This window comes from Flavobacterium sp. (assembly GCF_044368625.1).
Lineage (GTDB): Bacteria > Bacteroidota > Bacteroidia > Flavobacteriales > Flavobacteriaceae > Flavobacterium.
Genome location: NZ_JBIPPD010000172.1, coordinates 1 through 7064, shown reverse-complemented (window position 1 = coordinate 7064; position 7064 = coordinate 1). Strand labels below are relative to the sequence as shown.

The following is a 7064-nucleotide window of genomic DNA, read 5'->3' as shown; positions in this document are numbered from 1 at the left end:
TTCATGCAAGACAAATTTAGGCTTTTGACCTTAAACACTTGGAGGAAAACTCCAAGTGTTTTTAATTTATCTGTTGCACTTATAACTTGAACTTACAATTTATTTTAAAAGTGAAATCACTTAGAATGACAATTTTAGGATGTGTAAGTCAAAGTTTTATCATTAAAATCAATATAGATAAATCTTATAGTTGGTAGTTATTAAATTGTATTTCAGATTTATGTGTTTGTTTACATGAAGTTTTTGATAATGTAGTTTTGCCACGTATAAAAAATGAATCAAAATATATATATTCTAGTGTCAAATAGAAAGGGTGTTTTTTTTTGTGCATTTCCCGTCTCTGTTTTTAACAAAAAAAAACTCCTAACTTATGAAAATTAGGAGTTTTTTTAAACTTATTTTTTTACGTCCTTAGAATGCTAATTCTACAGCTAAGTCAAAGTTGTCGTAAATCGCTTTGTCACCTAAGCCGTCGAAGAAGCTTCCTGAGCCATATTTGATGTCGTATTTTGTTCGGTCTACAACTACTGCTGCAGATGCTTTTGATCCTTTTACAGTCATGTCAAAGGTAACTGGTTTTGTGATTCCTTTCAATGTCAAATCAGCCGTAACGGTATACACTCCATTTTGTTTAGCAGCAACTTTTGTAAAAACAAGAGTTCCTGTTGGGAATTTTTCTGTTCCAAAAAAGTCATCAGCCTTTAAGTGTCCTTCCAATTTTTCTTTTCCTTCACCCGCTTTTAAATCGGTTACATTAATGGAAGCCATGTTAACCACAAAATTTCCACCCGCAAGTTTTGCCCCTTTAAATGTTAACGTACCTTCTTTAAATTTTACATTTCCTTCATGTGATCCAGTCACTTTTTTACCCACCCAAGTGATGTTACTTTTGGCAGCATCAATTTTTTTTGTTTGTGCCGAAGCAACTGTTGTAGCAGTAAATGCTAAAAATGCAAGAGCAATAGTTTTTAAATTTTTCATCATTAATTGTTTTAAAGTTATAGTGTAATAAATAATTCTTCGTTTGGTTTTCTAACTTTTTTCAGATATTGGGTCGCATCATTTACATCTCGGTAACCCAACGTTACGATTAAAGTAGCCGACAATCCTTTTTCGGGAAGTTCTAAAATTTTGTTTACCGCATCACGGTCAAAACCTTCCATTGGAGTAGCGTCAATTTTCATGTCGGCTGCTGCAGAAAGTAGCGTTCCTAGTGCAATATAGGTTTGTTTGGCAGCCCAGTTTTCTCTGCCTTCAGGTGTCAACGTTGTAACCGCATTATTCATCATATTAGCAAATCCTTGTAAGCTTTCTGCTGGAATTTCTCGTACGGTTGCCATAGTATCGATATATTTTTGAATTTCTGTAGTTCCAACATTCGTTATGTTGGCAAAAATCAATACATCAGATGCTTCTGTAATTTGCGTTTGATTCCACGCTACTGTTTTGATTTGCTCTCGCAAATTTTCGTTTTCTACCAAAATCACTTGGTAAGGCTGTAGTCCATAAGAAGAAGCACTCAATCGAACTGCTTCTTTCAAAATTTCTAAATCGCTTGCAGCAATTTTTTTACTTGCGTCAAACTTTTTTGTCGCATACCTCCAGTTGAGGTTTTCTATAATTGTGTTTTCCATATTATTGTTTTCGTAATTTTTCTAATAAATTATTTAAGGTGTGTAACTCTTCATTGGTTAATTTTGTAGCCCATTCTTGCTCAAATTTGGTTATTTCTGGATCTATTTCTTCCAATAATTGCAAACCTTTTGGCGTGATTAAAACTTCAATTTTACGACGGTTATCTGGGCATACTTCTCGCGTGCAAAGCGCTTTTAATAATAATTTGTCTACCAATCGTGTGGTGTTACTTGTCTTTGCAATCATCCGTTCTTGAATCAAGGACATATTGGCCGGATTGCCCTTTTGACCTCTTAATATTCGCAAAACATTAAATTGTTCTGAAGATAAGTCATAGGTTTTTAGAACTTTATTGAAACGTTCGGCAGTAAAATTTTGCGTATACATAATGTTCAGCAATGTTTTTTTTGCTAATGGCAACGCCAAATTTGACTTTATGATATCTTCGATTTGCATATTTGTTACTACAAAATTTGTAGGTACAAATGTAGGGTATAATTTTATTTGTAGATACAAATGTCTAATAAATATTTGTTAAATTTTTAACTGAATTTTGTAAAAACCAGTTGCCACACCTTAAAATCTATTTTGTATTTTTGAAAAAAATATCCAATGAATTTATCACAACAAGAATGGGCACAACAACTGGCTGCCGACCCAAATGCCGTAATTTTAGACGTTCGAACTCCAGAAGAATGCAATGAAGGAATTATTCCAAACGCCATCAATATCGACATATACAAGGGACAAGGATTTGTTTATGCCGTTCAGGAATTGGATCCTACTAAAAATTATTATGTCTATTGCAAAGCAGGCGGAAGAAGTGCTCAAGCATGTAGTATGATGAACGAATTAGGTATTGAAAACGCCTATAATTTAATGGGCGGATTCATGAATTGGGAAGGCGAGAAGACCGTTTAAAATTTTTTAGAGCTACCCGAACGAAGTGATCTGGTGAAGCAATGGCTTGGGCATTTGTTTCATCCATTTTCCAGCTTTCCGCTACAATCTTTTTATTCCGAACCCCGGAATAAAAAGGATTTTCACTGCAATCTGGGCTAGTTTAAACTCTTTAGGCTCCTTTTAAACGGTGTTGATTTTTTAGAATTATTCACAAGAAATTGGTGCAATAAAAAAGGCTAACAATTCTAAACTGTTAGCCTTTTCTACTATTTATTCCAAGCTCCCTCCCCCGATTACTATCCGGGTTGGAGCTCCGTTAGCTATCGGAAAGGGGAAGGATTTTACTTCACACTAATTGCAAATCCGCCACTTGTAGCCAAGTTTTGTTTTAATTTAGTTTTAGAAGTTACTTTTATTTTCTTTATTTCATACGCTTGCGGATTATTGATGTAATCGGCATTTTTAGCGTCACCATACACAATGGCTTCAAATGTTTTTCCTTTTGGTAAAAAACTAAAATCTACCGTGGCCGTTCGCTTATTTTCATCTGTTATCCCACCTACAAACCATTCGTTTTTACCTTTTGCTTTTCGAGCAATCGTAATGTAATCTCCAGGTTCTGCCTCAAGTATATAACTTTCATCCCAATCAATTGCAACGTCTTTAATAAACTGAAAAGCGTCTAAGTGCTTGTTGTAATTTTCGGGTAAATCAGCAGCCATTTGCAACGGTGAGTACATGGTTACATAAAGAGCCAATTGTTTCGCCAAAGTCGTGTGTACAAACGACGTGTTATCCGGATTGAACTCTTTAATTTGTGTTTGAAAAATTCCAGGCGTGTAATCCATCGGGCCACCCATCAATCGCGTAAATGGCAAAATGGTTGTATGATCGGGATTATTGCCACCAAAAGATTCAAATTCGGTTCCACGAGCCGATTCGTTTCCAATTAAATTGGGGTACGTTCTGCTCAAACCCGTTGGTCGAATCGCTTCATGCGCGTTTACCATAATTTTATATTCGGCTGCTTTGGTAATGGCGTGCAAATAATGATTTACCATCCATTGGCCGTAATGGTATTCTCCTCGCGGAATTATATTTCCAACATAACCACTTTTAACCGAATTATAACCGTTGTCCACCATAAATTGGTAGGCTTTATCCATGTGACGCTCGTAATTTCGCACTGAACCTGAAGTTTCATGATGCATCATTAATTTTACGTTTTTTGATGCGGCATATTCGTTTAAATATTTAACATCAAAATCAGGGTATGGGGTTACAAAATCAAAAACAAAATCTTTCGATTTTCCGAACCAATCTTCCCAACCCTCGTTCCAACCTTCCACTAAAACGGCATCAAATCCGTGTTTTGAAGCAAAATCAATGTGGTTTTTAACATTCTCTGTATTGGCAGCATGTTTTGGATTTCTTTTTGTTTTGGTGTAATCAATTTCGCCTAGTTTTACACTTGGCAAATCGGTGTAAGCCCAACTGCTTTTTCCTGTGATCATTTCCCACCAAACTCCAATGTATTTGACGGGTTTTATCCAAGAAACGTCTTCGTATTTTGTTGGTTCGTTCAAATTCAAAATTAATTTAGAAGCTAATATGTTTCTGGCATCATCGCTTACTACGATCGTTCGCCAAGGTGTTTTTGTGGGTGCTTGCAAATATCCTTTGTTTCCTTGTGCATCGGGCGTTAAAAAGGCATTAAATACCATTGTTTTATCGTCCAATTCCAGTGACAAACACGCGTAATCAATCAAAGCAGCTTCGTGAATATTGATGTACAATCCATCCTCGGATTTCATCATTAATGGCGTTTGCAAACCAGTTGGCGAAAACGGAAACTGTGACGCGTTTGGCGTAATGGCTTCTTTCATTTTTCCTCGAACTTCCGATAATCTTGAAGTAACGGTGCTATATTCTTGAGTATCAAAATCGCCCGGAAGCCAAAATGCTTTGTGATTTCCAGCTAGTGCAAATTGTGTTTTTTCTTCTTTGATCACAAAATAAGTCAAATTAGGTTGCTCGGGAAATTCATATCGAAAACCCAGTCCGTCGTTAAAAAGTCGGAATTTGATAATGATGTGTCTGTTTTGAACCGATTTTTGTTCAATCGTAACAGCAAGTTCGTTGTAGTGATTGCGAATGTCTTTTTGTTCGCCCCAAACCGGTTGCCACGTTTCATCAAAAGTACTTGTTTTTGAATCTTTCATCGAAAAACCTTCTAGGAACGAAGGAACATCTTTGGTTTCAATTCCTAAATTACTGGTTTTGATTACAGGTTTATTTTTATAGCTCAATTCGTACACTGGAACTCCATTTGGTGTCAAGCTAAAAGTTAAAGTCAGGTTTTTATCAGGCGATTGAAGCGTTTGTGCTTGCATGGAAACGATTCCAATCAACAGAAAAAGTGCGGTAAAAAATTTTGTCATTTTTGTTTCAATTAAAAAATGGTTAAGAATGTAAATTTAATAATTATCACAATTTGTCATTCATTTCGAATTGATTGTTACTAACAAAAATCAGTGTTACAACGTTGTAGTGATGCATTACAAGGTTGCATCGATTTTTTTTGAAGTTTTCAAAAACAATAGCGCTGGAATTTTTATCGCTCTTCTCAAGATTTCTAACTTTAGGGGGGTGACAGAAATCTTTGGTCTTTAACTACTATTATAAAAGTCAATTTTTAAAAAAAGGACACAAGTTTACACAAATTCGAAGTGTTGAAAATCACATCAATTTAATCCTCAGGCTTTTCGCTTCCGAAAGAGCATATGACTTAGTGAATGTGTGAAAGTCTTTTTTTTATATATGTAAAAAATGCTTATATATGGCATCGCTTTTATTTATTGGTGTTTATCTCACAATATTATAGTTTTCATCGGTGTTCGATGATTATTCAATTGCTGGCGCAAACGTCTTGTTAATGACGATTTCATAACCTTTCGAGAGTTTAAATCCCTTGGTTTTTTGCTGTTTTACTAATTTCCTTGTTTTCCGTAAACCCGCGTGAGGGATTGAGCAATTGTTTGAGCTCTTTTTTGGGTCGTGACGCCCTCGGCGGGACCCAAAAAAAGCGAGTGCGAAAGCCCGACGCTCCCGCCTAGGAGTGGTAAAAAAAAGCCAAATTTAAGCGTTAGAAAACTACCAGCGAAATTAAACTCAGGGAGCGGCACGCCCAAAAAAAAATCCCTTCATTGCTGAAAGGATTTTGTTATTGATTGTTTTATAAACGCGAATGAAGTTCATAAAAAGCACGTTCAATTTGCTCTTGGCAACTGGGATGAGCAATTTCTACCAAGGCTTTGGCCCTTTGTGTGAGCGACTTTCCGTATAAATTTGCGATGCCATTTTCGGTAATGATGTATTGTACGTGCGAACGCGTCGTGACTACGCCAGCGCCTTGTTTCAAAAACGGTACAATGCGGCTTTCGCCTCTTTTGGTAATGGACGGTAAGGCAATTATGGCTTTACCGCCGTCGCTCAACGAAGCGCCTCGAATAAAATCCATTTGACCGCCCACGCCCGAATACATTTTGGCACCAATAGAATCGGCACAAACTTGACCGGTTAAATCGACTTCAATGGCCGAATTGATTGCCACCATTTTGGGGTTTTTGCGAATCATCGAAGTGTCGTTTACAAAATTGGATTCGCGCATTTCGATAAACGGATTGTTGTCCACAAAATCATAAAGGCGTTGCGAACCAATTAAAAATGTTGCCAATGCTCGATTTTTAACCACGCCTTTATACTTGCAATTGATAACGCCACTTTCGATGAGGTCGATCACACCATCGGAAAACATTTCGGTATGCAAACCTAGATCTTTGTGTGTGGTTAAATTGGCTAAAGCCGCATTTGGGATGGAACCAATTCCCATTTGAAGCGTACTTCTGTCGTCAATAAGAGAAGCGACAAGTTTGCCAATTTTTTGTTCGGTTTCAGAGATTTCATCTGTGCCGTGTCCGTGAATGGGCGTATCTATTTCCACCAAATAATCAATTTTTGAAATGGCAATAAGGCTGTCGCCAAAGGTTCGTGGCATCCGTTTGTTGACTTGAGCAATGACAATCTTAGCGTTTTCGATAGCGGCAACCGTAGCTTCAACCGAAACACCTAGCGAACAATATCCGTGTTGGTCTGGGGGCGAAACATGAATGAAAACAACATCCAATAAAACCGCTTTTTTGCGGAATAAATTGGGCAGTTCGCTCAAGAAAACGGGTGTATACGATCCGTTTCCGGATTGCAACGTGTGGCGGACATTTTTGCCAATAAAAAACGAATTGACGTGAAAACTTTCGCGCAAATCTACGTTGGCATATCGTGCTTCGCCTTCGGTATGAAGATGGCAAATTTCAACATTTTTTAATTCCGAAGCCCTGGCCGCTAAGGCATTGGTCAATACAGATGGCGTTGCTGCAGCCGCTTGCACATAAACACGTTGATTGGATTGCACTACTTTTACGGCTTCTTCGGCAGTTACATATTTTGTCATGGAGTTTTTTTTGCAA

The 7064-nt window shown here is 37.2% G+C and carries 6 protein-coding genes; 1 reads left to right on the top strand and 5 read right to left on the bottom strand.

From position 1 onward, the window contains the following. Positions 1-411: 411 nt before the first annotated feature. The 3 genes from ACIQ2X_RS12075 to ACIQ2X_RS12065 are packed head-to-tail and all read right to left on the bottom strand — an operon-like array spanning position 412 to position 2091. A complete protein-coding gene (locus tag ACIQ2X_RS12075) occupies positions 412-981 on the bottom strand; it encodes a YceI family protein (protein WP_396179169.1) in 570 nt (189 codons plus the stop codon). 17 nt (positions 982-998) lie between these two features. Continuing rightward, positions 999-1634 carry an NAD(P)H-dependent oxidoreductase gene (locus tag ACIQ2X_RS12070; protein ID WP_396179168.1) on the bottom strand — a complete coding sequence of 212 codons (636 nt, stop codon included), beginning with the start codon at positions 1632-1634 and terminating at the stop codon, positions 999-1001. Between the two features lies 1 nt (position 1635). Further along, positions 1636-2091: a MarR family winged helix-turn-helix transcriptional regulator gene (locus ACIQ2X_RS12065; protein ID WP_396179167.1), complete on the bottom strand. Its 456-nt coding sequence runs from the start codon at positions 2089-2091 to the stop codon at positions 1636-1638. A 156-nt stretch (positions 2092-2247) separates the two neighbouring features. On the opposite strand from ACIQ2X_RS12065, the gene ACIQ2X_RS12060 reads away from it, so the two are divergent. Further along, positions 2248-2556, top strand: coding sequence for a rhodanese-like domain-containing protein (locus tag ACIQ2X_RS12060; RefSeq protein ID WP_396179166.1), 309 nt, complete (start codon positions 2248-2250; stop codon positions 2554-2556). Between the two features lie 323 nt (positions 2557-2879). Here ACIQ2X_RS12060 and ACIQ2X_RS12055 read toward each other — a convergent pair whose 3' ends face one another. Next, entirely contained in the window at positions 2880-4979 is a 2100-nt protein-coding gene (locus ACIQ2X_RS12055) for a glycoside hydrolase family 97 protein (RefSeq protein ID WP_396179165.1), read from the bottom strand. A gap of 794 nt (positions 4980-5773) precedes the next feature. Beyond that, on the bottom strand, positions 5774-7048 hold the full coding sequence (locus ACIQ2X_RS12050) for an acetyl-CoA hydrolase/transferase family protein (RefSeq protein WP_396179164.1): 1275 nt from the start codon (positions 7046-7048) through the stop codon (positions 5774-5776). Between the last annotated feature and the right edge of the window lie 16 nt (positions 7049-7064).